Source organism: Collinsella aerofaciens (assembly GCF_015557435.1).
Lineage (GTDB): Bacteria > Actinomycetota > Coriobacteriia > Coriobacteriales > Coriobacteriaceae > Collinsella > Collinsella aerofaciens_Z.
Genome location: NZ_JADNOH010000041.1, coordinates 36,304 through 57,713 on the forward strand (window position 1 = coordinate 36,304; position 21,410 = coordinate 57,713).

Consider the following 21,410-nt stretch of genomic DNA (forward strand, 5'->3'; position numbering starts at 1 on the left):
CAGTTAACTGTGGTGATGCTTATACCCAGCTCACGTAAAACAAAAAGCGCCCGCCCGCCGTTATGAGCGGACGGGCGCCCTTACAGGGGGACGCGATTAAGCGGTGAAGGGGTGAATCGTCACGCCCTTGACCACGCGGTTGACCGTGCCGGTAGGGCTCGGCGTATCGGGCGTGTTGCCCACGCGCACGGAGTTGAGCAGGCTGATGGTCTGGGCAAACATCACGAACGGCAGAGCAAGGTAGCCCTCGGGAAGCGCCTCGTAGCCCTTGAAGGTGAAGGACTCACCCTCGTAGACGGTGTCACCCTCCTGCTGAACGGCGACGGTGTGCTGAGCGATGTCGTCGCCACCGATCTCGTTGAGGATGTCGATGTCGTACTGACGGGTGTAGGCGTCGTTGTTGACGAACACGAACACGAGGGTCTTGTCGTCGACGAAGGACTTGGGTCCGTGGCGATAGCCCATGGAAGTGTCGTAAGAGGTGGCAACCAGACCGTGAGCAAGCTCGAGGATCTTGAGCTGGCTCTCCTGGGCAAGGCCACCGAAGGAGCCGGAGCCCAGGTAGGTCACGCGGCTGAAGTCGCCAGCCAGGTAATCGGCGACCTCGGGCTCACGAGCGATGACCTCCTCGCCCATCTTGGCGATGGTCTCGACCCACTCGGCCTTCTGCTCATCGGAAGCCTCGTCAAAGATGAGGGTGGAGAGCAGGGTCATGCAGGTGTAAGAACCGGTCATGGCGAAGCCCTTGTCGTTGGCGCGCGGGATGAGCAGCGTCAGCGCGTTGGGATCATCGGCGGACTCGACGGCAAGCTTGCCCTCGGGAGCGCAGGTGATGTTGAGGAACTTGACGTTGTGGACGAGCTCCTTGGCAACGGCGACGGCGGCAAGGCTCTCGGGGCTGTTGCCGGAACGGGCGAAGGAAACCACGAGCGTGGGATCCTCGGCGCGCAGGAAGTCGCGCGGAGCGCTCACGATGTCGGTCGTGGCGATGGGCTTAAAGTCGTAGAGATCAGTGTTGCCAGCGTGACGCAGGTACGGAGCGCAGGTATCGCCCACGTAGTCAGAAGTACCGGCACCAGTGAAGACAACGGACAGACGGCCCTCGCCCATGGCGCGAGCCTCGGCCAGGAAGGCCTCGATGGCCTCCTTGTTCTCGCGGTAGATGTTGAGCGTATCACGCCAAAGCTCGGGCTGCTGTGCAATCTCGGCCGTGGTGATCTGGGCGCCGAGCTCGGTGAGCTCCTCGACACTCTTCTCGAACATTTCTAATACCTCTCTCTAGAAGTAATCCTCTGACGTGCAATTATACACTTCGGTTGGTTATCTGGTAGTAACCAGTTAAATGCAAAGAATCATCACATGAAAACACTGGAGGCGCTAAACGTTGCGCTGGTGATAAACCTTGTATTTAAACTGATCGGCACGAGCAACCGAGAGCGTATACTCCACAACCTCGTTTGACTCGTTATACGTAGTCCTGACCAAATCGAGCACAGGCGAACCCTCGACGATGCCCAAGAGATGGGCGTCGGTGGGACGGGCTATGCTCGCATAGAACTCCTCTTCGGCCACGCGTATCTTTTGCTGAAAGTCTTGTTCAATCACATCGTAAAGCGGCTTGCGCTCCAGAAGCGGTCGCTTGAGGGATAAGAATTGACGAACCGGTAGATAGCTGCGTTCGACCATCATGGGCATGTTGTCGGCAGAACGAAGGCGCTTGAGCTTAAAGATACGGTCGCCGATGCGGCATCCCATATGCTCGGCCAGATTCTTATCGGCCTCCATCTCGCAAAACTCGAGAATCGTAGTCTCTGGATCGCGACCCATCGCACGCATCTGCTCGGTAAAGCTGTAGGACTGCATAAGGTTGGTTGCTTTTGCCGAACGGTCGGTCACAAAGGTGCCGCGACCGTGCTGCCGAACCACCAGTCCCAAACGCTCCAACTCCTGCAGAGCCAGACGCACTGTGGTGCGCGAGAGACCATAGCGCTCCGAAAGTTCGCGCTCGGAAGGAATCATGTCACCGGCATGATATTCATGGTCAATCTTTTCGGTCAGAATATCGACCAGCTGATCGTACAGCGGTTGCTTGCGCGCTCCGATCGCCATCCTATCCTCCCTTTTGCTCGAATTCAACTAGTACCTAGGGTGTTTAGCATTATCTGACTGCTACACCCGAATCATCAAGAAAACAAAAGCCGCGCGCTCTTTCGAGCACGCGGCTTTTAACATACACATGGCTTAAGGGGTCGGGGTGTGAGCCGCGTAGGGACACACCCCTCAAGCTAGAGCCTTACCAGATGCTCGGCCAGAGACCAAGCGGGCCAGCGCCCAGGATGCCCAGGACGAAGAGCAGGAGAATGCCCTTGGTCGGGGTCCAGCTGTGCTTAGCGAACATGTAGTAAAGCAGCAGCGTGAGCAGCAGCGGGACAAGCTTCGGGACGATGGTGTTAAGGGTGTCGGCAACAGAGAAGTTGACCGGATCCTCGGTAACGGTGCCGTAGGTAACGGACTCCATGCCGTTGCCCAGGTCGACGACGCCGCACGGGACAGCATTGCCGTCGGCATCGGTGGCGGTGAGGGCGTCGCCGTCCTCATTAGTCATGGCGATGGTACCGGCCTCAGCGGTCTCGGTGTCGATGCCCTCCATACCGGTGAAGTTCTCGGCCTCCTTCTCGGAGACGATCACGGTAGTGGCGGACAGGCCACGGGTGGTGCCGTTGGGGATCTGAAGGTTGATCTGGGTGCCACCCATGGTGACGACCAGGCAACCGACGACGAAGACGCCCATGATGGAAGCGGCGCGGGTGAAGGCCTGCATGTTGGCGGTCAGAGCGTCAATAGCGCTGGTGCCAAGCTTGTAGGACCAGTTCATGAGCCAGAAGCGCAGAGCGAACTGGACGGCGTTGAAGATCACCAGGAAGATGATCGGCGCAGCGGCGTTGCCGTTGATGGCCATGTTGGAGGTGATGCCGGCCGTGATAGGCACGAGCGTCAGCCAGAACAGGGCGTCACCGATACCACCGAGCGGGCCCATTGCGGCGACGCGGACGGCGCGGATCGTGGGGATGTCAACCTTGTTCTGCTCGAGCGAAAGCACGATGCCCATAACAAAGGTGACGAGGAACGGGTGAGTGTTGAAGAACTCCAGGTTGTGGCTCATGGAAGCCGCGAGGTCGTTCTTGTTGGTGTGGATCTTCTCCAGACCGGGGATGATGGAGTAGAGCCAGCCAGCGGCCTGCATACGCTCGTAGTTGAACGAGGCCTGCAGGAAGCAGGAGCGCCAAGCCATCTTGTTGAGGGTCTTCTGGTCGAGCTGCGGAGCAGGAGTGAGATCCTCGTAGTGCTCCGGGATCACATACTCATTAGATGCCATCTTCGAAGTCACCTCCGTCAGAAACAGCTGCACCCTTCAGCTCGGTCTGCTGCTGGAAGTCCCAGAAGGCGATGCCGAAGCCGATGAGAGCGAGGATGAGCAGAGCAGGGGTTGCCAGAGAATCGTTGGCAACGGTGATGAGCGCGAGGCCAAAGCCCATGAGGAAGAAGCCCCACATATCGCGGTTCATCATAACCTTGAGCAGGACGGCGAAGCCGACGAAGCGCATCATGCCGCCTGCAGCGGAGAGACCGGTCTGCAGCCAGGTCGGAATGGCGGAAGCGATGGTCTGACCGATGGTGGCGCCAGCGATGAAGAACAGGGTGACGACGACAGCGAAGATCAGGCCGAGCAGAGCCATGGCGAAGTAGTTCAGACGCTCGATACCCTTGGTGTCAGCGTTGTGAGCCATGTTGTCCGCGGAGGACATAAGCGGCGACATAAGCGTGAAGACCAGGGTGACGCCGAGCTGGCCGAGCAGAGCGAACGGAATGGCAAGGCCGACAGCCGCGTTGGGCTCGAGGCCCGTAGCGATTGCGAGAATGGCTGCCATGATGCCGCCGATAACGGCGTTAGGCGGCTGAGCGCCTCCGATCGGCATGTTGCCGATCGTCATGAGCTGATAAGTACCACCCACGAGAAGACCGGTGTTGAGGTCGCCAAGGATAAGACCGATGACGGCGCCGGTGACGATGGGCTGATAGAGAGACTCGAGGAAGTTGAACTGGTCGATTGCCGCGATGAACGTGACGACGAAGACCAGAGCGACCTGGATGATCGAGTATTCCATCTTGCTCCTCCTTTCAAAATGTATGTACGCACTTGGATTCACGTACAGAATGTCAGGGTTTCATTCCTGACAACGTGGATACGAGGATTACGAGAAGAGCTTGCTCGTGTCCTCAACAGGCGTGCTAGGTACGCGCCTGATCTCCAACTCCACCCCCAATTCCTGCAGCTCTTTAAACGCAGCGACATCCTCGTCGTTAACTGCGACGGAGGTGGCGACTTGGCGCTTTCCTTCCGACATGTGCATGTTGCCGATGTTTACCTTCTTTATAGGCACACCGCCCTTGACGAGCGTAAGCACGTCTTCCGGTGTTTCGGCCACGATGAAGATCTTCTGGCGCGGGCTCGCCTTGCCAATGACGTCGATGGTCTTCTGCAGAGAGAAGAAACGCGTAGCGACGCCGGTGGGAGCGGCCATCTTCATGAGGTTCTGGCGCATGGTGTTGGTCGACACGTCGTCGTTGGCGACGAGGATGAGGTTGGAGCCCAGGGTGGAGTTCCACTGGGTGGCAACCTGACCATGAACCAGTCGGTTATCGATGCGGGTAAGAAGAATGTTGGGTTCTGCCATGTTGATCAGCTTCCTTTCGTTGATTGCTGACGACAGTTACTTGATCTCCTGAATCGCGTAACGCGAGACATCTACGACGGCACCGGATCGAACTTTGATTTGGACCTTATCGCCTTCGATGCCCTTGACGGTTCCGTAGATACCGCCGGCGAAAAGGACCTCCTGACCCGGCTTGAGCTCGGTGTGAAGCTCTTTGAAGTACTTCTGCTTCTTCTTCATGTTGATCTGAGACCAGATGGTGTAAATCACACCCATGATGACGAGCAGACCCAAAAGAGCGACCGAGGAGCTTAGAACGCTGGCTCCGAAATCGGCCATTAGATGCCGTCCTCGTCGCCGAAGATATCCTCTTCCTCGGCACCAGCGACGGAGGCGACCGTCTGGGCGGTGATGCCCGTCTGGCCAACGGTCACGGCCTGCTCGCCAAGCTCGGCGAGCGTGGCATTGCCGCGGAGGAACAGAAGCTCAATAACCATGGGAAGGTTGGTGCCGGTCAGAACCTCGACGTTGTCGACATCCTGGGCAATCATCATCGACTGATTGAAGGGGGTGCCACCGAGCAGGTCGGTAAAGACGAGCACGCCATCGCACTCCTCACGCATAGCGGTAATGGCGGCGCGAAGATCCTCACCGTAGGAGGCAGCCTGATCGCCCTCGAAAGGAACGACGGTAAAAGCGGGCTGGTCGCCAGCGACCATAGCGATAGCGCTCGCAAGGCCGGGTGCGAACTGTCCATGACCGGTAAGAATAAAGCCAACCATTCAAATTTCCCTTCCGAAGGTGTGTGCGATCTGAGTTCGATGGTTTTCGGAAGCCAGCGGGCGGATGCCCTTAAAGCTTCTTGAAAAGCGTTCTTTGAAGACCAGTGGTCTCTCAACTGGTAGTAACCACGTGACGTGTTGTTGTCACTATATCACCACAGAAGAGGTCGCTTTCGTTGATTCATACAGTAAAACGTTTTTGCACCGCTCACGGCGATAAATCGACCGTTTACCGCTCATTAACACTTCTACCTGCGGTTTTGAAACCGTTTCGAAATGATTGGGCGAAAGATCGGGTCTCACACTGCGTCTAAACAACGCAGGGCGGCTAAAAATGGCGTGTAGAAAAATTGCAGGTCATTATGAAGATTTTTGAATTGGTCTTTTTGACTTAATACCAGTTTGAACCAGTTTCGAAATTATCGGTGAACGGTAGTTTTCGACCGTTCACCGGAGAATTGCAATCGTTTACAGCCGTTTTCCCAGATGAAATGGGGAGACACAATGGAATGCTTGCGCGATCACGAACTCTTCCCTACCGGCCTCGACGGGGACAAATTCATCAGGTAGCGCCTATTCCGCCCCACCCTCTCGACGCAAAAAGCCCGCCAGAACGATCCGTTCTAGCGGGCTCAATCAGATATATCGGCTACGCGCTCGGTAGCTCGGGCAATCTTTACGCAAACAGGCCGTAGATGCTGATGTTGGCCTTGGCATACAGGCCGTTAGCGTACTCGGTCCACTTGGAGCTGGCGCTCGAGGCCTGCGAAGAGTACTGCTGATAGGCGGTGTAGTAGGCGGTCATGGCCTGCTTGTAGGTGGCGCTATCGGCGGTAAAGGCGTCGTCGGCGAAGGCCTTGGCGTAGGTGCTGTCCTCGTCCTTCCAGGTGCCCTTCGAGCTATCCCACTCGTCGCCGGCAAGGTTGATGATGTAGTCGGCGTAATCCTTGCTCGCGGTCTCCTCGTTGCCGTCGGCAGGCTCAGTCGGAGCGGTCGGCATGCTTGCAGAGGTGTCGCCTACTTTCTTCTTGTAGAGCTTCTGCAGCGTCGCGGACTGACGGACAATCTGCTTGGCCTGGTCCTTGGACACACCATACTGCGTGGCCATTGTCTTGTAGTCGGAGGTGCCGATGGAATCCTCGGCGTACTGCTTCATCTCCTTGGAGGAGACGGTAATGCCCTCGTCCTCGGCAGCGTCCAGCAGGATCTGATTGCGCACGTAGGAAAGGATAACGTCGGCAGACGGAGCGGTGTAGTTGCCGTCGTCATCCTTGACGGTGTCGAGGCTGTACTGGCTCTCGATGGCCTCGCGTGCGGTGATGTCGCTCTTCTTGCCGTTGTAGCTGTAGCTCGCTACGGTCGAATCGAGCTGGTCCTCGGCGAGGGTTGCCGAGCCAACGCCCTTGCCGCCAAAACCACCGTTGCCGATAAAGAAGCCGACCACGGCGGCAACCACGATGGCGATCACAAAGGCGGCGATCATCGTCTTCTTGTGCTTGGAGGCGTGGTCGTCCTCGTCGGAGTCGGCGTCGTCGTCCTCATCCTGCTCCTCGGGCATCAGATTCTCGTCGGCGGCGTCCGCGGCGATCTGAGCCTCCAGGCGGGCATCCTCTTCCTCGGCGGTCGTACCGGCGGCAATATGCTCGGCAGACGTACCGGCGACCAGGTCGATCTTCTCCTCCTCGTCACCGTCGGGGCCTTCGCCGCGCTCGATGATCTGGATGCCGTCGATCTCGTCCTTCTCGTCCTTCTTTTGAATCAGACCCATAGTCAGTTACTCCTTGTTGGGAAACATAGTCCTCAATAGAATACGCCCGACGGAGCGCCGGGCGTATTGATTCTTAGGTTAAACGCAAACACTTAAGTACTATTTAGGCGTTTGCGGGCCATTTGCTTTAGGCAAGATGCGCGATAACGGCATCGGCGAAGGCCTGCGTGCCCACGGCGCCCTCAACGGAGCCGGTCTGGGCGCGGCGAACGTCACCGGTGACCTGCTTGCCCTCGTCGAGCGTGGCGGAGACGGCAGCGCGAATGCGATTGGCCGCATCGTTCTCGCCCAGGTGATCGAGCATCATGGCAGCGGACAGAACCTCCGCCGTGGGGTTGGCGATATCCTGGCCGGCGATATCGGGCGCGGAGCCGTGCGTGGCCTCGAAGATGGCGCAGTCGGCACCGATATTGGAGCCGGGAGCCATGCCAAGGCCGCCCACCAGGCCGGCGCACAGGTCGCTGACGATGTCGCCGTACAGGTTGGGCAGTACCAGGACGTCGAAGTCGTTGGGGTTCTGGACCAGGCCCATGCAGGTGGCGTCGACGATCTTGTCGTTGAACTCGATATCGGGATAGTTGGCGGCCACCTCGCACGCAACGCGCAGGAACAGGCCATCGGTCGCCTTCATGATGTTGGCCTTATGCACGGCCGTCACCTTTTTACGACCGCAGCGGCGGGCGTACTCAAAGGCATACTCCACAATGCGGCGGCTCTTGGCGATGGAGATGGGCTTGATCGAGATGGCGGAATCGGCGGCAAAGGTCTTCTGGCCCGAGCGCTCGACGAGCTGCGAGAGCTCCTCGACCTCGGCAGCGCCCTCGTCGAACTCGATGCCGGCGTAGAGGTCCTCGGTGTTCTCGCGCACGATGACCAGGTCGACGTCGCGGAAACGAGAACCGTCGCCCGGCTGCGACAGGCAGGGGCGCACGCAGGCGTACAGGTCAAAATGCTTGCGCAGGGCAACGTTGACGCTGCGGAAGCCCGTGCCGACCGGCGTGGTGATGGGGCCCTTGATGGCAACTTTGGTCTCGGCGACCGCGTCGAGCACGTGCTGGGGCAGCGGCGTGCCAAACTCGTCCATGACGCCGGCACCGGCCTCCTGGACGTTCCAGTTGATCTGGACACCGGTGGCCTCGACCACGCGGCGCATGGCCTGGGTGATCTCGGGACCGATACCGTCACCGGGAATCAGGACTACATCGTGCGCCATAATCTGTTACTCCTCGTCTTCGGCGTCGTCAGATTTTTTAACGCTAGCACGCTTCTTCTTTTTGGAGAGATCCAGGCCAAAACGTTTAACAAGCATTTCGCAAATCTCGCTCGAGCGGGCCTTGAGATAGCTGCCCTTGCCGTTCTCGGCATCGAACTTAAGGCGCAGCGCGAGCTTCTCGGCAACCTCGGCGTCGATCTCGCCCTGGCCAAACTCGTACAGGCAACCGAGCATGTCGCGATACTCGAGGTCACCGTGGTAACACTGGATGGCCTCGTCCAGGATCGGCCAGGCCTCGCGCGAGCGCTCGACGCTCGTGGCGCCCCACACGCACAGCAGGCGGAAGGCGGCGTAGCGCAGCGTGGAGGAAAGCTCGTCGAACAGCGCGGTCTCGGCGCCCTCAAAGGCATCGCCCATCTGCTCGGGGCAGGTGGTAGCGAGCGCCGCCAGGGCATCGAGGGCCTCCCAGCGGGTCTGAGCCTCGGGGCGGTCGAGCGCCTCAATCAACGCGGGCACGCAGGGCACGACGCGCTGCGGGTCGCGCTCGGCCAGCAGGTGCAGCACGCGGGCGGCAAACTGGCGGATGCGGCGCGTGGGACAGCCGAGCTCCTGAACCAGACGGTCGACGGCGTTCTCGTTCTCCTCTGCCAGCTGAAGCTGTGCCAGCTCCTCGTCGGTGAGCTGTTCGTCTTTGTTTTCTGCCATAGTTACCTCTTCTTATTTCTTAGCGTGCTTGCCAGCACCCTTGCTGTCATCGGTGACCGAGATAAGCTGTCGGTCGGCAGCGCCGTTGCGACGCGCGCGGCGGCGCTCCTCGGCGTCGCCCGCATCGGCGGCGGCGCGGTGAGCTTTGTTGACGTTAAAGACCTCGTCATGTTTGCGCCACGGGCCAACGGACTCGCCAAAGCTCATCTTAAGGCCGGCGATAAAACCGCCGAGCCAGCCGATCGGCGCAAACTGCACCAGCGGGAACAGCGAGAACACCCAGGTCAGCAGGATGACTGCCGCCGCACCCGCAAAGTTGGCGATCCAGTAGTCGCGCTTGGTGATCACGCGCTTTTCGCAAGCCCACTGGCCGCACAAAAAGCCAATGTAGATCGCAAAGATAAAGAGCACCAGCGCGAGCACCACGAACGTCCAGCTCATGGGCGCTACTCCTCGTGATGATGGCCGCAGCAGCACTCATGGCCGTCATCGTGGCCGTGACCGCCGCAGCACTCGTGGTCCTCGCCGTGGTGGTGGCCGCAGCCGCACTCGTGGTCGTCGCCGTGTTCACCGCAACCGCAGCCGTCCTCGTGGGCACCGTGCTCCTCGGGGCGATACTGCGACCAGTCCAGACCGGCGGCAATGGCGTCGGCCTCCTCCTTGTAGAGCACCGTGATGGCCTGGGTGCCCAGCTTGGCGCCACCGATGGCGTCGAGCATGTCGTAGAGCGTAAAGGCCACGTCGGCGCCGGGCAGCGCGAGCTCGCGGTCGTCGGCGTAAGCGAGTGCCAGGCGCAGGTCCTTAATGAAGTGCTCAACCATAAAGCCGGGCTTGTAGTCGCCGTCGAGCGCCTTGGGAGCGAGGCTCTCCATGGCGCCGGACTTGCCGGTACCGCCCAGGATCATCTCGCGGGTCTTCTCCAGATCCAGGCCGTTGAGCTCGGCAAATGCCATGGCATCGGCCATGCCGACCATGCAGGCGCCCAGCGACACCTGGTTGGCGAGCTTGGCTGCCTGGCCCTTGCCGGCACCATCGAAGCAGCAGATGTTGGCCGCGAAGGTGGCCAGGATGTCGCGGACCGGGGCGATGTCGTTCTCGGTGGCGCCAACGATAGCCGTGAGCGTGCCGGCGATCGCACCCGACTCGCCGCCGGTGACGGGGCAGTCAAACGCCATGCGGCCGGAGACCTGGGCGGCCTCGGCAATGTCGCGGGCGAGCTCGGGCGAGCTCGTGGTGAGATCGATCAGGACCGCACCGGGCTTGGTGCAGGCCAGCAGACCGTCGCCCGCCAGGTAGAGCTCCTCGACTTCGGAGGGATAGCCCACCATGGTAAAGACGACATCGGCGTTTGCCGCGGCCTCGGCCGGCGTCTCGGCCCAGACGGCGCCGCGCTCGACGAGTGCAGCGGCCTTGGACTTGGTGCGGTTGTTGACCGTGACGGGATAGCCGGCGTCCAGGATGTGGCCGGCGATGGGGGCACCCATGATTCCGGTGCCGATGAATGCGACGGAGAGCTTGTTTGCCATGAAACCTTTCCTTTTGGGTTGGGTGTTGTTACCAGGTTGAATACTCGGCGCCAGCGCTTGAACTGCGGGGCGCCTGTGGTCGTAGCGCCTGCCTACTCGCCACGCACACGGCGCGCGATGCGATCGGAAAGCGAGGCCTTCTCGGCGCGGTTCTTGCCCCAAAACGCGCAAGCCACCATGCCGGGGCCCACGTGCGAACCGATGGTGGGGCCCACGGAGCTGCGGATGATGGTGATGTCGGCGCAGCCTTCCTCCTTGCGGATGGCGGCCTCGAGCCAGTCACCGTCCTTCTCGGCGTCGGCCGTCATGATGGCGATGGGCATGGTGCGATCGGGCACGTAGTTCTCGCGGAACGACTTGAGGATGGACTTGAGCGCCTTCTTGCGGCCGCGGTTGACACCGATCAGCGACAGCGAGCCGGCAAGGTCGTAGGAGAGCTCGGGCTTGACATCGAGCTTTGCCGTGAGCTGCGCCGCCGCGGGCGGAATGCGGCCGCCGGCAGCCAGCGCGTCAAAGCTCTCGAGCGTAAAGTAGCCGTGGACATAGGTCTTGGCCTCGTTTGCCCAATCGACCAGCTGCTTGGCGGTCAGTCCCGCCGAACGCTGGCGCACGGCCTCGAGCGCCAAGAGCGCGCCGGTCGCGCAGGGCAGAGCGTTGTCGACCACGTAGAGCTCAAAATCGGGATACTCGGCGCGCACGGCGTCCGCCGCCTGGCACGCGGAGTTGTAGCTCGACGACAGCGCCGAGGTAAAGCACAGGTAGACCGTGGGCGTGCCCTCTTTGGCGCACTCGGTAAAGAACTCGATATAGCGACCGAGCGACACAGCCGAGGTGGACACGCGGGCACCGGCGCGCATCCGGTCGTAGAACTCCTTGGGTGTGATGCTCGACCAGATGTCGTCCGTGCGCTCTTCGCCATCGATAATGAAGGGGAAACCCAGGATATCGACATCGAGGTTCGCGGCGACCTCGGGGCTAAAGTCGCAGCAGGTATCGACGACGATGCGGCAACGGTCCGAATGACCGGCGGATGCGGCCTTGTCCATCAAAGCGACTCCTTACGTAAAAAGGCGGCCACCCGCATGGGATGGCCGCCAACCGTTAACTCATGCAAGTTAACGTATTTTACTCGTCAAGTGTTTCGATGCGGGGCTTGATGATGCCATATCCACCATTCTTACGGTGATACACCACATTGATGAGGCCAGTCGTCGCGTTCTCGAACACGTAGAAGTCGTGGCCGAGCAGATCGGTCTGCACCAGCGCCTGCTCCTCAGTCATCGGGGTGACGTCGATGACCTTCTCGCGGACGAGCAGGTCGTCCTCTTCCTCGGGCAGCAGCAGGTCGGCCAGATCCTCGACGCGCTCGACCGGTGCGACATCCGCTGCGCTGGCACCGCCCTGGCGGTTGTCCACGACCTTGGTCTTGAACTTGCGCAGCTGGCGGGTGACCTTATCGGCGGAGAGGTCGATGGCGGCGTACATATCTGCACCGTGCTCGGCAACGCGAATCACCGAACCGCGAGCACGAACCGTAACCTCGACGATTGCCGGGTTGGGGTTCGAGGGGTTCTTCTCATAGCGAAGTACAACGTCGACCGTCATGGGCTCGATATCGAAAACCTTGAGCGCCTCGCCGATCTTCTCATCCACATGCGCACGCAGAGCATCGGTTACCGTCGTCTTGCGTCCAGAAACCTTGATATCCATACGTGGCTCCAATCTGCCTCGGGGACTTACTGTACTGGCTATGTACCCATTGCCGTGCATTTAATCACGCGGATTCCTAAAGACCCGAATAACGATTGCTTGATACCGCATACCGAAGTCTCGCACTTTTCTGTGGCAAAGTGCGCTATAGGAGGGGGCCGGCGGCTTTGTATTTGGTCCCGAAAATTGGCTTTGACCTGCTAGTTTTATTGGGATGAAAAAGCCGGGCTCCCCCATCGGGGAAGCCCGGCAGTGCGTGTTGAAACCGTGAAGAGATGTCCTTTCCAACGTATAGGAGACACCACCCCTAGCAATAACTAGCTATTGAGTTTGTTAATGTCGTCGTCGGTGATGGTGCCTTCCTGGCTGGACGAGTTGTCCTCGGAGGATGCGGTCTCATTGTTGGAATCGGAGGACTCGCTGCCGGAGGACATGGTCTCACTGGACTCAGAGTCACCCGGCTGCACGTTAGCGCCCGAAACCGTCTTAGTGGTGAGGTCGTAGGGCATCGTGCCATACCAGACAGAGTGGACCGCCTCGAGCGTGCCGTCGGCCGTAATACCGTCGAGGGCATCGCTCACGGCACGGCACAGTTCGTCATTGGACGAGGCGCCCGCAACACCAAGCGTCGAGGGCGCCTCGAGCGCACCGACATAGGAGACCTCGCTCATCAGGCGTGCAAGGTAGCCGCCGGCCGTGGAGTCGCAGATCACATAGTCGACCTCGCCGGACTCGAGCGCCTCAAAGCACTCGTTGATGTTGGAGTAGGTCTTTTGGTTGGCGGTGATGCTCTGCTTAGCAAGCGCCTCCTGCGAGGCCGAGGACATTTGGACACCCAGAGTAGACGCGTTAAGAGTATCGGTGGAAACGCTTAGCGACCCACCATCGCTAGTTTTACCGAACACGGAAGTGGCATCGTACAGGCAGGTGCCGAGCGAGCTAATGTCCCCGTCCGTGGAGTTAATCTCGCCGATAAAGATATCGGCCTTTTTGTCGCCGAGCACGGAACCTACCGAGGACGCATCGACAAAGGCGACCTTAAGGCCCATGCGGCTTGCGAGAGCGCGGGCGGCGTCAACCGCATACCCCGTGAGCTCGCCGTCGGCGTCCTGCATGGCCTGCGGCGCATCGGAAGTATCGAGGGCGACCGTCAGGGTTCCGGGAGTGACCAGGGCATCGTCCGACACCGCCGGCGTGACGGTCTCGTACTCGATCTGGTCGATCGTGGGAGTCGTGAACGTAGACAGCGGGTTGAACGCGCATCCGCTCAGGCCCAAAACGGCGATGACCGCTGCGGTCCCAGCACCTAACCGAGCCGCGTGCATCAAGCTGCCCCTCACCATGTCCACTACCCTGCCTTCTGTGTCGTATACGATCCGTGCGTTGCGCGGAATATCAGGTTGTTCCCACCAGCTGACCTGGTATTTGACCCCACACTTGCGCACCGGGGTGTTTGCTCGGGAGGCCGCAGCCACCTTCACGACTGGCCCGCTCGCCCGCGAGGCGGTATTGCCCCAAAGAAAGTAGAACGGACGGTGCGGCTTACATCTAGGACGCGCCATGATCGCGCCGCGCGCACGCGGTCGCTTACGTGGATCCCTTTGACCGCGTCTGTCTTGGACTAGGACGGGCATTTCGTCCGTCCGCAACCACAGCCTGGTAGGAACGAAGCGCATTATAGCTAAGTTCAAGCTAAAGTTTAAGGTTAGGGGCGTCATTCGCATCGCGAGTACAGATTTTGCGGGTCGGAGCGGACCATTCGTGCCCCTATGAAGCCCGGAGCTTCCCTACGGGGAGCTCCGGGGCACCCGTCTCAGGGTGCCGTGTGCAAAAAACGGCAAATATGAGTACTGTTACCAATTTAGTAGCAGCGTATTACCGCCTCACGAGCCCTTTTTGAGTTCCGCACAGCCTGCTTGGCGCCAAGATATTCCACATTCGTTTATTATCTCTTCGCTGAATCCAGATTATCGGCCCAAGTTTCTTTGTTTTTGCTGTCACTAATCTAGTAACAGTACTCATATTTGCCGTTTTTTGCACAGAGCATATAAACAGACCCCCTATAAAGCCATAGTTTTACGCTGGTTTGAGCCCAAAGCACGCTCGGAGCGTATTCAGCAGAGCATCTTGCCTCTTTCGACGAGCCTCTACGCGATTCTGATATCGCTTACCCATACGCTGGTGGATGCGCCATGCGAGTGCTTCCATCGCTTCCATGTCACAGAGCATTTCGTTGTTGACCGTCGCGACCTCGATTCCCATAGTAATCAAGCCCGTGTTGCGCTTTTCATCATGGATACGTCCCCTCCGAGAGGAATGGCCCAGCTCACCGTTGTATTCCAAGTCAAACCGGGCTGCTTCCTGAAAGGCATCGCAAACCGCATGCGGCATCCCCGAGATCGCCTGTGCACGGTCGTTGAACTCGATCTTGTAGTCGGTCTTAAAGGGACCACAGGCAAATCCGCCATAGGAAAACGGAAGCGAAAACATGGCAAGCATGATGCACTCCATGGGTGAACGCAGGTTTTCCGACAGATAGGGACACAGCCGCCGCAGCTGCTTGGCCGCGCTCCCCTTGCATGCCGCGAGGTAATCTACCAGGCAATCGGGTGTCAGCACGGACTCGACCTCAAAGTAACCGACATCTGGCGGCTGGTCTTTGTCCTTTGCCAATTTGTTCACGACAGGCGAGGTGTAGGGAGGCAGATACTTCCCGCGGTCACTCAGTGAAATCTTAGAACACAGCTCCTGGGCCAGGGCAAATGCCTGGATGCAGCCGACCTCGCGCGCGACGGCTACGCAAAGGGCCTCGGGAGATAGACTGTACACCCCCGGTTCCACCTCTAGAATCGAGCCGGCGGGCAACTCGGAGCATACGGACCAGCTCACGCCAAGAATACGGCGGCGCTGCGCTGCAGACCCTACCAGCAAGCACAAATCCTCTTGCACCTCGCCGCTTGCGGCCCCAATCCGCACCAAATCGGGAAGATAGATGTCCTCGGTCGAGGGCGACGATGTGCGCAGCACACGGCGCTCTTCATCGGGATTAAGGTCCTTCCAGCTGATATAGCCCATCTGCCGGCGCTCGGCGCGCATCATGCGCAGCGCCGAGGCGCCGGTCAGAATTATGGAAGCCGCTAGCTGTTCGCCTGTCGGCTCGTTGCGCCGCTCAATCTTTACTGCCACAAAACCACCCCTACCAAACGCGTGCGATAGCGAGGCCATCAACGGCCGTGGCACCGGCGCGCTTGAGTTCCGCCGAAGCCGCTGCCATCGTCGCACCCGTGGTGATAACGTCATCGATAAGCAGCAGGTGGCGGCCGTGCACGTCCTCAACCGTCTCGTACATGCCTTGGGCACGCTCGCGGCGCTCCTCACGACCGAGTTCGCGCTGGTCGCCATGCCCGTACTTGACGAGAGCATCGAGCAGAGGAACACCCGACAGCTCGCAAAATGGGCGCGCAATAGCCTCCATATGATCAAAACCACGCCGCCGAAACGCTGCCGCCGTCGCAGGCACAAACACCACCGCATCCGCACCGGACAGCACGCCTCCGTAGCGATCGGGCGCTACGACCTGGGCATGCAGGGCGGTGTCGTAGAGCAGCTCCGCCAGATACGGAGCCAGACGTCGCTCGCCCGCATCCTTGTACGCTTTAATGATGCGCGGCAGCGGATGCGCATAGACGGCGCACGCCAGGCAGCGGTCGAGCGCCTCCGCCATTGCCGAGGACGTGCCCTCGACCGAACACTCAGTGCACAGCAAATCCCCAAACGGGGCGCCGCATCGGGTACAGCTATGACGTGGGTCGATGAGCGTGAGCGCGGCCAGGCAGTCTTGGCAAATAAGCGCATCGGCGCGTTCGCAGCCGGCACATCGTGTTGGCGACAATGCCTCGAGCGCCTCGTACGTCGCGCGCTCGGCAAACGGTAGCAATTCGTCCGCAAACGGTAGGGCACCGGCACTCTGCAGACGGCTCAATATGTTCAGATGGCTCTTCAAGACACAACCCTCCCTACGCTCGATCGCAGGGAGGGTTGTTGATTCGGCGCTATGATACCCCGATGCGCTCGGGGCAAGGCGGGTTAAATCCGCTCGCGGGCGTTATTCGCCGGCGGGCGGTTGTGGTGCGGACGAAGACGGGGTCGAGCCCTCGCCACCATCCTGGCGCGGCTTGCGGGAACGACGACGGCGACGGCGCTTTTGACCCTGGTCGGCCGAGCCCTCGCCACCGCGCGGCTCGCGCTCGTCACGAGCGGCGCCATGCGAAGCCTTGGCAGCCGCTCCCCCGCCATCTCCGGGACGACGGCGCGTGACCTTGACCTCGCCATCCGAGACCTGATCGGCCACGGAGGGCACTGAGGGCTTCTGCTGCGCGCCCGAGGAATGGCGACGGCGCGGACGCGGCGCGCGCTCCTCCTCGCCACGTGGCTTGCCGCCCTTGTCGACAGGCGCATCGGAGGCCGAGGCGCCCTTGGAAGCGGCACCGGCCTCGCGAGCAGCTGCGGCGCGGAAGGCGTCCTCGCGCTCCTCGCTCGACAGATGACGGCGGCGGCGACGTGTGGGGTTCATGCCGCCGCCGCGATTCTGCTGCTGGGGCTGCTGAACCTCGCGCTCGCGAGAGGCGTTCTTGCCCGCGGCTGCAACCTCGGTAGCATCGCCCGAGCCCGCGCGCTTGCGACGGCGACGGCCATCGGCCGCCCCCTCGGCCTCGGGTGTCTCGGCCTTACCGCGGCCCTTTCCGCGGCCACGGCCCTCGCCCTGACCCTGACCGGCGCGAGCATCGGATTCAGCATCGCGACGACGGCGCTTGGGCATCGACGTGCCGGCCAGACGGTCGGCACTCGACAGGCCATCGCCCACATCGACGCCGTTCTCGCGGTCGAGCTCCATGAGCGCCAGGCGCATCTCGGGCGACTCGATGCGCTCGAGCACGTCGCGCGTCACGCAGTCGGGGCGGCAGCTGCAGCCCTGCTCGGCGGCCTTCTTTTTGCAGCCCTCCGAGCACGTCATATCGGCCAGGTTGACCTTAAAGACTTTACCGTTCTCCAGGCGCAGCACCAGCTGCTCACGCGGCGTGTCATACTCCTGAATACGCGCCTTGCCAAGCGGCGTATCGATGAGCGTCTTCTTTTTGGGCGCACGGCTCTTAAAGTCCTTGTACGCCTCGAACTCATAGCGCAGGCAGCACATCAGGCGGCCGCATACGCCGCTGATCTTGGACGAGTTGAGCGGTAGGTCCTGCTCTTTTGCCATGCGAATCGAGACGGGCTCAAACTGTCCGCCAAAGCGCGTGCAGCAGAGCTCCTGTCCGCATTGGGCATAGCCGCCCACCAGGCGGGTCTCGTCGCGCACGCCGATCTGGCGCATGTCGACGCGAATGTGCAGCGTCGAGGACAGGTCCTTGACGAGCTGACGAAAATCGACGCGCTCCTCGGCCGCAAAGTAGAACACGGCCTTCTCGCCGCCAAACAGGTACTCGACGCCGACCGGCTTCATCTCGAGGTCGAGCTCCTTGACCAGGCGACGAAAATCGACCATGGCCTCGTCGCCTTGGATGGCCAGATCATCGGCAAGCTGCAGGTCGATGTCGCTCGCCACGCGCAGCACGGGCTTGAGCGGCTGACCGATCTCGTCCTGCGGCACCTCGAAGGGATCGGCCGTAACCAGGCCGATCTCGGTTCCGCGCTCGGTGGAGCAGATAGCGTAGTCTGCCTCGAGGATATCCAGATCCTGCGGGTCGAACCACAGGTCGCGCGAGGCGTAGGTAAACTTAACGGGTACGACTAACGGCATTTCAGTGCCTTCCTGATATCGAACAGCATGACCTCGATGGCCAGCTGGGGAGTAACGTTTCTGGCGATGTTGCGCTCGGCGGTCGCGACTGCCTCGAGCGCCCGCGTGGCACCCGCAACATTGGTCGCGGCGGCAAGCCGACCGATCGCGTCGCGCACGTCTTCGTTCACCACGTCGGCTGCCTCGTCCTGAAGCGTCAGCAGCACGTCGCGCATGAGCGTCCGCGCGCTCGCCAGCGCTTCCATGATACCCGAACGCTCGCGCGCGTTGAGTTCGCGCTTGTTGCGGTCCTCAAGCTGCTTCAATGCTCCACGCGACAGGTAGTCGGCGTTTTGCTCGAGCACCTTTTCCTGTGTGGACTTGACCTCGGCGAGCGGCGCCTTAACGGCGACGATGAGTGACTTGGCGCGGCTGAGCACGTCGGCCTCGTCGGCGGCGATAAGCGAATCGATGGCGCGAACCATCTGACGGCGGGCGTCCTGGCGCTCGGCGCTCTTGAGGAACTCGATGCCACGCGTGGGGCTTCCCGCCACGGCGACGGCCATGCGGCAACGCGCAGGGTCCTGACCGGTGGCGCGGCTCACGGCCTGCGCGGCGACGGCGGGCGATACCAGCCGAAACGGCACGCACTGGCAGCGGCTCACGATGGTGGGCAACATCACGTCTGCCGAGGTGCCCAGCAGGATGAACATAACGCCCTCGGGCGGCTCCTCGAGTGTCTTGAGCAGCGCGTTGGCGGTGTTGGCGCGCAGTTGCTCGGCACGGTCGATGATGTAGACCTTGGCCTTGGCACGGATGGGCGCCAGAGGCACGTCATCGAGCAGCTCGCGGGTCTGGGCGATGAGGTAGCCCGTGGCGCTCTCGGGCGTGTAATAGTGCACGTCGGGGTGCGTATGGCGGGCGACGCGCACGCAGCTATCGCATGAGCCGCAGCCATCCTGCTCGCACAGGAAGGCTTGGGCGAGCGCCCACGCGGCGTCGAGCTTGCCCGCGCCGGGCGCGCCCAAAAACAGGTAGGCGTGCGATGCGCGACCGCTGGCGACGGCATTGGTCAAAAAGTCGCGCACGCGCTCTTGGGTGTCAAGCTTGGCCAGCAGGCTTGTCTGAGCGGGGGCCATGTTACTCGGCCTCCTGGGCAAGCGCGGCGGTGACGGCGTCCTGGGAAATGTCGAGGCCGTAGACGCGAACCTGCTCGACCGTCCGCGCGAAGACGTCCTCGATGGACGCGGTCGCGTCGATGAGCTTTACGCGGTTTGGTTCCTCGGCGGCGATGGCGCAAAATCCCTGGTAGACACGCTCTTGGAAGGCCATGCCCTTAGCCTCCATGCGATCTGCCGCGCCACGGGCTGCCATGCGCAGCGCCGCCTGCTCGGGCGTGATGTGATAGACGAGCGTGAGCGCCGGGTGCGTCCCCGCGACGGCCAGGTTGTTGGCATCGCGCACTATCTGGCGATCGAGGCCATCGGCAAACGCCTGATAGCAAGTTGTGGAATCGTAGAAGCGGTCGCACAGGACCACCTTGCCGGCAGCAAGGGCAGGCGCGATGACCTCGTGCACCAACTGGGCGCGCGCGGCCTCGTAGAGCAACAACTCGCAGGTGTCGCCCATCGCCGTATTGGCGGAGTCGAGCAGCAGAGCACGGATCTTTTCGCTGATGGCGGTACCGCCCGGCTCGCGCAGGGTCACAACCTGGTAGCCGGCAAGGTCGAGCGCACGGGCAAGCAGGCGCGCCTGCGTAGATTTACCGGCGCCATCGACACCCTCGAGCGTAATGAAGCTATGTTGAGCGGGCTCAAAAGCCATGGGCGCAGCCCCTTCCTACAAGGCGCGTAAATGCGAGTTATAGCAACCAAGCCATGATACCCCAGGGGCAGGCGCGTCCCAAACCCCACCTAGTCATTGGGGACGTTCTTGAATGACTAGTCGTTTAAGAACGTCCCCAATGACCCCCACAACCTAGCCATCGAGGCATCCCCGAAGTTGCGGTGAAATAGGGACTGATTGAAGCTCTGAGACCGCCAAACAGTCCCTATTTCACCGCAACTTATGATGGAGAATTTTGGACGCTGGGTATAATCGTCGTATTGCATTGAAATGTGGCGAAAGGAGTGGCAATGTCTCGGTATTGCGCCTCGTGCGGCAAGCTTCTTGCAGATAATGCCAAGTTCTGCACCTCGTGCGGTGCACCCGTTGAGCAAACAGCCGCGAGCGATAGCCAGCCCGCTTTCGAGCAGACCGGTTCCCTCGATACGCCGCAAGCCAAGGCGGACGACCCCCTCGCCTATCGCCCCGACCCCGCCGCAGGCCCCGCGGCCGTCGAGACCACGCAGCGCATACCCGTCGCGAGCGGCTCGTCCCAACAGGAGCCGGCTCCCGCATACGCGCCCGCTTCGCCACAGACCCCCGCCCCCAAAAAGAGCGGCACCGGGCCGCTTATCGCCGTTATCGTTGTGCTGGTGGCAATCATCATCGCCCTGGTCGTTTTCTTTGTGATCAAGCCTTTCGACAACGCCGCCACGCAGACGACTGCCGAGGTAGCTAAGCTGCACCATGACGTCGACGACGATGACCTAAAGCCTCTCGGCGATCCCAACAGCCTGTACGACGATGATGACGATGACGACGAGGATGGCGGCGAAGCAACGCTCTCCGAGCAGAACCTCTACCGCCGACTGAGCGAATACTACGACTTGCTCGAAGATCTCGACAACTACGTCCGTGGCTGCGCGCAGAACTTCAACGGCAGCTATCTGGAAGAGGATCGAACCACCCGTCAAAATCTCGCCGACGTCGCCGAGCGCACGGAGGACACCATCGAGCAGTATTACGACATCGTCGAGGACCTAGACGTCCCGACGAGCTCCAAGAACTACAGCTCCTGGAAGGACATCATCGCCCTGTACGACGACCTGGATCACCGCATTGACGCAATCTGTGATGCCTGGGAGATCAGCCTGAAATACGCCAAGCCTGCGGACCACAAGAATGAGATCGTGGCGCCGCTGTCACGCGACAACGTGGCGGGCACCAATGACAATAAGTATCGCTTAGACTTTGAGGAGCGCTATCCCGGCGCCAAGCCCGTCGAAGTGAACTAGCGCTTTGTCGTTCCCGAGCCGGCAGTTAGGGACGTTCCTAAACTGCCGGCAGAGACGATATGAGCAGGACATAAAAACATTGAGAGCCCCTGCTGC

The 21,410-nt window shown here is 60.9% G+C and carries 21 protein-coding genes; 1 reads left to right on the forward strand and 20 read right to left on the reverse strand.

From position 1 onward, the window contains the following. Positions 1 to 96: 96 nt before the first annotated feature. The 20 genes from I2G43_RS03800 to tmk all read right to left on the reverse strand — a co-directional run bounded on the left by I2G43_RS03800 (position 97) and on the right by tmk (position 20,019). Positions 97 to 1,263: an SIS domain-containing protein gene (locus I2G43_RS03800; protein WP_195535131.1), complete on the reverse strand. Its 1,167-nt coding sequence runs from the start codon at positions 1,261 to 1,263 to the stop codon at positions 97 to 99. A gap of 114 nt (positions 1,264 to 1,377) precedes the next feature. Beyond that, entirely contained in the window at positions 1,378 to 2,109 is a 732-nt protein-coding gene (locus I2G43_RS03805) for a GntR family transcriptional regulator (protein WP_195535132.1), read from the reverse strand. A gap of 184 nt (positions 2,110 to 2,293) precedes the next feature. Next, entirely contained in the window at positions 2,294 to 3,376 is a 1,083-nt protein-coding gene (locus tag I2G43_RS03810) for a PTS system mannose/fructose/sorbose family transporter subunit IID (protein ID WP_195535133.1), read from the reverse strand. Then, positions 3,366 to 4,166 (reverse strand): PTS mannose/fructose/sorbose/N-acetylgalactosamine transporter subunit IIC, encoded by an 801-nt coding sequence (locus tag I2G43_RS03815; protein WP_195535134.1) that lies wholly within the window; start codon positions 4,164 to 4,166, stop codon positions 3,366 to 3,368. Before I2G43_RS03815 ends, I2G43_RS03810 begins: the two co-directional genes overlap by 11 nt. A gap of 87 nt (positions 4,167 to 4,253) precedes the next feature. Beyond that, positions 4,254 to 4,736 (reverse strand): PTS N-acetylgalactosamine transporter subunit IIB, encoded by a 483-nt coding sequence (agaV, locus tag I2G43_RS03820; protein WP_117640370.1) that lies wholly within the window; start codon positions 4,734 to 4,736, stop codon positions 4,254 to 4,256. Between the two features lie 36 nt (positions 4,737 to 4,772). Beyond that, complete coding sequence (gene yajC, locus I2G43_RS03825) at positions 4,773 to 5,054, reverse strand: preprotein translocase subunit YajC (RefSeq protein WP_195535135.1); 282 nt, start codon at positions 5,052 to 5,054, stop codon at positions 4,773 to 4,775. Then, the gene (locus I2G43_RS03830) at positions 5,054 to 5,497 is read right to left on the reverse strand and encodes a PTS fructose transporter subunit IIA (protein ID WP_195535136.1); all 444 of its coding nucleotides are present in this window, start codon (positions 5,495 to 5,497) and stop codon (positions 5,054 to 5,056) included. The genes yajC and I2G43_RS03830 overlap by 1 nt, the downstream gene beginning before the upstream one ends. Positions 5,498 to 6,173: 676 nt before the next feature. After that, positions 6,174 to 7,265 carry a hypothetical protein gene (locus I2G43_RS03835; RefSeq protein WP_195535137.1) on the reverse strand — a complete coding sequence of 364 codons (1,092 nt, stop codon included), beginning with the start codon at positions 7,263 to 7,265 and terminating at the stop codon, positions 6,174 to 6,176. A gap of 127 nt (positions 7,266 to 7,392) precedes the next feature. Continuing rightward, positions 7,393 to 8,478: an isocitrate/isopropylmalate dehydrogenase family protein gene (locus tag I2G43_RS03840; RefSeq protein WP_195535138.1), complete on the reverse strand. Its 1,086-nt coding sequence runs from the start codon at positions 8,476 to 8,478 to the stop codon at positions 7,393 to 7,395. A 6-nt stretch (positions 8,479 to 8,484) separates the two neighbouring features. Continuing rightward, a complete protein-coding gene (locus I2G43_RS03845; RefSeq protein WP_195535139.1) occupies positions 8,485 to 9,183 on the reverse strand; it encodes a hypothetical protein in 699 nt (232 codons plus the stop codon). Positions 9,184 to 9,195: 12 nt separating this feature from the next. Beyond that, on the reverse strand, positions 9,196 to 9,624 hold the full coding sequence (locus tag I2G43_RS03850) for a hypothetical protein (protein ID WP_195535140.1): 429 nt from the start codon (positions 9,622 to 9,624) through the stop codon (positions 9,196 to 9,198). A gap of 5 nt (positions 9,625 to 9,629) precedes the next feature. Continuing rightward, complete coding sequence (locus I2G43_RS03855) at positions 9,630 to 10,709, reverse strand: NAD(P)-dependent oxidoreductase (protein WP_195535141.1); 1,080 nt, start codon at positions 10,707 to 10,709, stop codon at positions 9,630 to 9,632. Positions 10,710 to 10,801: 92 nt separating this feature from the next. After that, positions 10,802 to 11,755 (reverse strand): DegV family protein, encoded by a 954-nt coding sequence (locus tag I2G43_RS03860; RefSeq protein WP_195535142.1) that lies wholly within the window; start codon positions 11,753 to 11,755, stop codon positions 10,802 to 10,804. A 79-nt stretch (positions 11,756 to 11,834) separates the two neighbouring features. Next, positions 11,835 to 12,419 (reverse strand): ribosome hibernation-promoting factor, HPF/YfiA family, encoded by a 585-nt coding sequence (gene hpf, locus I2G43_RS03865; RefSeq protein WP_035137685.1) that lies wholly within the window; start codon positions 12,417 to 12,419, stop codon positions 11,835 to 11,837. A gap of 317 nt (positions 12,420 to 12,736) precedes the next feature. Then, complete coding sequence (locus tag I2G43_RS03870; protein WP_195535143.1) at positions 12,737 to 13,744, reverse strand: substrate-binding periplasmic protein; 1,008 nt, start codon at positions 13,742 to 13,744, stop codon at positions 12,737 to 12,739. A 751-nt stretch (positions 13,745 to 14,495) separates the two neighbouring features. Further along, the gene (locus I2G43_RS03875) at positions 14,496 to 15,605 is read right to left on the reverse strand and encodes a hypothetical protein (protein WP_195535144.1); all 1,110 of its coding nucleotides are present in this window, start codon (positions 15,603 to 15,605) and stop codon (positions 14,496 to 14,498) included. Positions 15,606 to 15,615: 10 nt separating this feature from the next. Then, positions 15,616 to 16,422 carry a ComF family protein gene (locus I2G43_RS03880; RefSeq protein ID WP_229071544.1) on the reverse strand — a complete coding sequence of 269 codons (807 nt, stop codon included), beginning with the start codon at positions 16,420 to 16,422 and terminating at the stop codon, positions 15,616 to 15,618. 102 nt (positions 16,423 to 16,524) lie between these two features. Then, positions 16,525 to 18,216 (reverse strand): PSP1 domain-containing protein, encoded by a 1,692-nt coding sequence (locus I2G43_RS03885; protein ID WP_195535145.1) that lies wholly within the window; start codon positions 18,214 to 18,216, stop codon positions 16,525 to 16,527. Then, entirely contained in the window at positions 18,207 to 19,334 is a 1,128-nt protein-coding gene (locus I2G43_RS03890) for an ATP-binding protein (protein WP_195535146.1), read from the reverse strand. The genes I2G43_RS03885 and I2G43_RS03890 overlap by 10 nt, the downstream gene beginning before the upstream one ends. Before the next feature lies 1 nt (position 19,335). Then, entirely contained in the window at positions 19,336 to 20,019 is a 684-nt protein-coding gene (gene tmk / locus I2G43_RS03895; RefSeq protein WP_195535147.1) for a dTMP kinase, read from the reverse strand. A gap of 311 nt (positions 20,020 to 20,330) precedes the next feature. Here tmk and I2G43_RS03900 point away from each other — a divergent pair, with 311 nt between their 5' ends. Further along, the gene (locus I2G43_RS03900) at positions 20,331 to 21,314 is read left to right on the forward strand and encodes a zinc-ribbon domain-containing protein (RefSeq protein WP_195535148.1); all 984 of its coding nucleotides are present in this window, start codon (positions 20,331 to 20,333) and stop codon (positions 21,312 to 21,314) included. The last annotated feature ends 96 nt before the right edge of the window (positions 21,315 to 21,410 follow it).

Excerpts from the sequence above, each read along its gene's own strand:
- I2G43_RS03800 (WP_195535131.1), bottom strand. The coding sequence starts at position 1,263 with ATGTTCGAGAAGAGTGTCGAGGAGCTCACCGAGCTCGGCGCCCAGATC.
- I2G43_RS03805 (WP_195535132.1), bottom strand. The coding sequence starts at position 2,109 with ATGGCGATCGGAGCGCGCAAGCAACCGCTGTACGATCAGCTGGTCGAT.
- I2G43_RS03810 (WP_195535133.1), bottom strand. The coding sequence starts at position 3,376 with ATGGCATCTAATGAGTATGTGATCCCGGAGCACTACGAGGATCTCACT.
- I2G43_RS03815 (WP_195535134.1), bottom strand. The coding sequence starts at position 4,166 with ATGGAATACTCGATCATCCAGGTCGCTCTGGTCTTCGTCGTCACGTTC.
- agaV (WP_117640370.1), bottom strand. The coding sequence starts at position 4,736 with ATGGCAGAACCCAACATTCTTCTTACCCGCATCGATAACCGACTGGTT.
- yajC (WP_195535135.1), bottom strand. The coding sequence starts at position 5,054 with ATGGCCGATTTCGGAGCCAGCGTTCTAAGCTCCTCGGTCGCTCTTTTG.
- I2G43_RS03830 (WP_195535136.1), bottom strand. The coding sequence starts at position 5,497 with ATGGTTGGCTTTATTCTTACCGGTCATGGACAGTTCGCACCCGGCCTT.
- I2G43_RS03835 (WP_195535137.1), bottom strand. The coding sequence starts at position 7,265 with ATGGGTCTGATTCAAAAGAAGGACGAGAAGGACGAGATCGACGGCATC.
- I2G43_RS03840 (WP_195535138.1), bottom strand. The coding sequence starts at position 8,478 with ATGGCGCACGATGTAGTCCTGATTCCCGGTGACGGTATCGGTCCCGAG.
- I2G43_RS03845 (WP_195535139.1), bottom strand. The coding sequence starts at position 9,183 with ATGGCAGAAAACAAAGACGAACAGCTCACCGACGAGGAGCTGGCACAG.
- I2G43_RS03850 (WP_195535140.1), bottom strand. The coding sequence starts at position 9,624 with ATGAGCTGGACGTTCGTGGTGCTCGCGCTGGTGCTCTTTATCTTTGCG.
- I2G43_RS03855 (WP_195535141.1), bottom strand. The coding sequence starts at position 10,709 with ATGGCAAACAAGCTCTCCGTCGCATTCATCGGCACCGGAATCATGGGT.
- I2G43_RS03860 (WP_195535142.1), bottom strand. The coding sequence starts at position 11,755 with ATGGACAAGGCCGCATCCGCCGGTCATTCGGACCGTTGCCGCATCGTC.
- hpf (WP_035137685.1), bottom strand. The coding sequence starts at position 12,419 with ATGGATATCAAGGTTTCTGGACGCAAGACGACGGTAACCGATGCTCTG.
- I2G43_RS03870 (WP_195535143.1), bottom strand. The coding sequence starts at position 13,744 with ATGCACGCGGCTCGGTTAGGTGCTGGGACCGCAGCGGTCATCGCCGTT.
- I2G43_RS03885 (WP_195535145.1), bottom strand. The coding sequence starts at position 18,216 with ATGCCGTTAGTCGTACCCGTTAAGTTTACCTACGCCTCGCGCGACCTG.
- I2G43_RS03890 (WP_195535146.1), bottom strand. The coding sequence starts at position 19,334 with ATGGCCCCCGCTCAGACAAGCCTGCTGGCCAAGCTTGACACCCAAGAG.
- tmk (WP_195535147.1), bottom strand. The coding sequence starts at position 20,019 with ATGGCTTTTGAGCCCGCTCAACATAGCTTCATTACGCTCGAGGGTGTC.
- I2G43_RS03900 (WP_195535148.1), top strand. The coding sequence starts at position 20,331 with ATGTCTCGGTATTGCGCCTCGTGCGGCAAGCTTCTTGCAGATAATGCC.